Source organism: Pseudomonas sp. GM74, assembly GCF_000282455.1.
GTDB lineage: Bacteria > Pseudomonadota > Gammaproteobacteria > Pseudomonadales > Pseudomonadaceae > Aquipseudomonas.
In genome coordinates, this window is sequence record NZ_AKJG01000138.1 from 1 (window position 1) to 2,833 (window position 2,833).

Here is a 2,833-nt window from a genome sequence, read left to right on the forward strand (position 1 = left end):
GCCGCCAATACCGGACCGACCAGCGGACCTGCACCGGCAATGGCCGCGAAGTGGTGACCGAAGAGTACGTGTTTGTTGGTCGGAACATAGTCCAGACCATCGTTATTGAGCACAGCCGGAGTGGCCCGATTGGGGTCGAGCTGCATCACTTTATTGGCGATGAACAGGCTGTAATAGCGGTAGGCAACAAGGTAGATGGCGACGGCTGCGACTACGATCCACAGGGCGTTGATCGCTTCGCCGCGGCGCAGGGCCACGACACTCAGCGCAATCGCTCCCAGGACAGCCACGGCAAACCAGGCGAGGTGTTTAGCCAGACGGGGCATAGCGTGTCTCCTGCCGACAGCCAGTGACTGCGGCGGTAATTTTTATAATTGTGTCCGCGGTGCGGAGCTGGCCCAATATCCGCGCATGCCGTCCACAAATAAATCCGCGTTACTACGTACGTGGCGTCTACGTAGTTCTACGTAGACGCCACGATCTCCCTGTGGGAGCGGGCTTGCTCGCGAAGGCGGACTGTCTGCCACATCACTGCTGAATGTGCCGCCCTCATCGCGAGCAAGCTCGCTCCCACAGGTTCTGTATTTCAACTAAGTGGCGACACGGCCACCGGTCATTCCGTCCAGCAACGCTACTGGCCGAACGCCTCTTTGGCATATGATCCCGAGCCTTCGCGCGGGCAGGAGTCAACATGCAGCTCAAACACAAGATCGTCGCCCTCGGGATTCTGCCGCTGGTGTTGGCCATTGCCGTCATCTGCGCGCTGGTGATATCCCTCAACCGCCAACTCGGCGACCAGCAGGCGCAACTGATCGAAGACAGCATTCTGGCGAGCAAGCGCGCGGAGTTGAAAAACTACGTGGAAATGGCCCAGAGCCTGATCGCCCCGCTGTACGACGACGGCCACGGCGATGCCCACGCCCAGCAACAAGTACTCGAAGAACTGCGCAAGCTCAGCTTCGGCATCAACGGCTACTTCTTCGTCTACGATCACGAAGGCCGCAGCCTGATGCATGCGCGCCAGTCGGAACTGGTGGGCCAATACCTGTGGGACATGAAAGACCCCCACGGCCTGCCGGTGATCCAGGCGCTGCTCAAAAGTGCGCAGTCGGGTGAAGGCTTTCAACGCTACGCCTGGAACAAGCCCTCCTCCGGCCAGGTGACCGACAAGCTCGCCTACGTGGTGATGCTCGATCGCTGGGGCTGGATGCTCGGCACCGGCATCTACCTCGAAGACGTCGAACGCGCCACCCAGCAGGCCCGTGCCGAAGTGGCCATGGGCATCCGCAAGACCATGATGGCGATTGCCGTGGTCGCCCTGGTCGCGGTGCTGTTCGTCTTCGCCACCGGCATGACCCTCAACGTCAGCGAGCATCGCCTGGCGGACAAGAAACTGCAGCGCCTGACCCAGCGCATCGTCAGCCTGCAGGAAGAGGAACGATCCCGGGTGTCCCGCGAGTTGCACGACGGCGTCAGCCAGGTGTTGGTCTCGATCAAGTTCCAGTTCGAACTGGCCAGCCATCTGCTGGAAAGCGGACAAGCCCAAGACAAGGGCCTGAACACCTTGAAGGACGCCACCGAGCGCCTGGGCGATGCCATCGGTGAAGTCCGCAGCCTCTCCCATGACCTGCGCTCATCCTTGCTCGACACCCTCGGCCTGCCGGCGGCCATCGGCCAGTTGGCGGCGGAATTCGAGCAGCGCAGCGGGCTGACCGTGACCTATGACGAAAATGAATTCGACTGCCAACTGGTCGACGGCGCGGCTGTGTCGCTGTTCCGCATCGTCCAGGAAGGCCTGACCAATATCGAACGCCACGCGCAGGCGAAGAACGTGTCCATTACACTGCGCGGCTGCGACGACTCCGTGCGGCTGACGCTGATCGATGACGGCATCGGTTTCAACGTCGCCCAGGTCGAACGTCGTCAGGCCGGCATTGGCTTGCGTAACATCCGCGAACGCGTCGAACATTTTGGCGGGCGCTTCGATCTGATCTCGATGCCGGGCAGAAGTGAGCTGGACGTACGGCTGCCGATGAAACCTGGTGCAAAACTACAAGAGTGAAACCTTGCATGAACCTGCCCTCCCCGATCCGCGTCGCCCTGGTCGACGATCACTCCCTGGTCCGCGACGGCATCAAGGCGCTGCTGGCCGTGATGTCGCCCCTGGAAATGGTCGGCGAAGCGGAAAACGGCGCCGACGCCATCGAAATGGTCGGACGCTGCCAGCCCGACCTGCTGCTGGTCGACATCAGCCTGCCGGACATGAACGGCCTGGAACTGACCCGTGTACTGCGCAGCCAGTACCCCTCGCTCAAGGTGCTGGTGCTGAGCATGTACGACAATTACGAATACGTCAGTGAGTCGGTGCGCTCCGGCGCCAGCGGCTACGTGCTGAAAAACGCCCCGTCACGGGAAATCATCGCCGCCATCGAAGCCATCAGCAGCGGCGGGACCTTCTACAGCGCCGACATTGCCCAACGACTGATCGCCGACAAGAACACCGACAACGAACTGACCCCGAGGGAAAGCCAGGTGCTGTCGAAGATGGCGCAAGGCTTGAACAACAAGGAAATGGCCCGGGAACTGGACATCAGCGTGCGCACGGTGGAGACACATCGCTTGAGCATCCGGCGCAAGCTCAACATCGACAAACCGGCGGCGCTGGTCAAATACGCCATCGATCACGGCCTCATTTCCCGCTAACCCCCGCCCCCCTGTGGCCACTACAAAAACCTGTGGGAGCGGGCTTGCCCGGGTAGAAACCGGAGACATCCTTTACGTTTTAAACCGGAGACATCGTTTACAGGTATGAAATACGGTCAGGAGGTGCCTG

3 protein-coding genes are annotated in these 2,833 nt (G+C 61.0%); 2 read left to right on the top strand and 1 reads right to left on the bottom strand.

Annotated features, from left to right (window positions below; translation table 11 throughout):
- Positions 1 to 326 (bottom strand): carbon starvation CstA family protein (locus PMI34_RS04495; RefSeq protein WP_008053130.1); only part of this gene is annotated, 326 nt, incomplete at its 3' end.
- Between the two features lie 365 nt (positions 327 to 691).
- Between PMI34_RS04495 and PMI34_RS04490 the strand changes: the two genes are divergently transcribed.
- Positions 692 to 2,062: a cache domain-containing protein gene (locus tag PMI34_RS04490; RefSeq protein WP_008053131.1), complete on the top strand. Its 1,371-nt coding sequence runs from the start codon at positions 692 to 694 to the stop codon at positions 2,060 to 2,062.
- Positions 2,063 to 2,070: 8 nt separating this feature from the next.
- Positions 2,071 to 2,703 (top strand): response regulator, encoded by a 633-nt coding sequence (locus tag PMI34_RS04485; RefSeq protein ID WP_008053132.1) that lies wholly within the window; start codon positions 2,071 to 2,073, stop codon positions 2,701 to 2,703.
- Positions 2,704 to 2,833: the final 130 nt, after the last annotated feature.